Annotated in this window: 1 pseudogene; it reads right to left on the minus strand. The window is 62.5% G+C overall.

The features are described 5' to 3' along the window. Positions 1–515: pseudogene (locus ACWKV9_RS27720) on the minus strand (RHS repeat-associated core domain-containing protein); the annotation flags it as partial.

Below are 515 nucleotides of genomic sequence, written 5' to 3' on the forward strand. Positions count from 1 at the left end.
ATCTGGTGCAGATGGCCGCTGCCGTAATGCAGGCGATTGAGCCAACGCCCGTCCGGAAGCCCGGTCTGCTGGCGGTTACCCAGTTCGTCGTAGCGGTACTGAAGCACGCCCGCCGAGGAGGTTTCTTCAAGCAGTTGCCCAAGGGCGTCATAGGCAAAACCCAGCGTCTGCACGGCGCCAGCGGTCTCGGTCAGACGTATACCGGTCAGACGTATACCGGTGAGGCGGTCGGCGGCGTCGTATTGGTATTGCGTGCGACCGTCGTCGGTGATTTTGGCCGTCAATCGTCCCAGCGCATCGCGCTCGAAGTCATGGGCAAGACGAGGCGTCACCGGCGACTTATCCTCGGCATCACGCGGTGCCGGCACATGCAGTACCTGGCTCACATTGCCCAGCGCGTCATAGCGGTAACAGCGCCCGCTGCCGTCCAGGTCCCGTTGGCTCAGCAGTTGATCTCCGACGTCCCAGCCAAACGCATAGCGCTCGCCATTTTCGTTGGTCAGGGTCTTCAGCCG

This window comes from Pseudomonas corni, assembly GCF_057128765.1.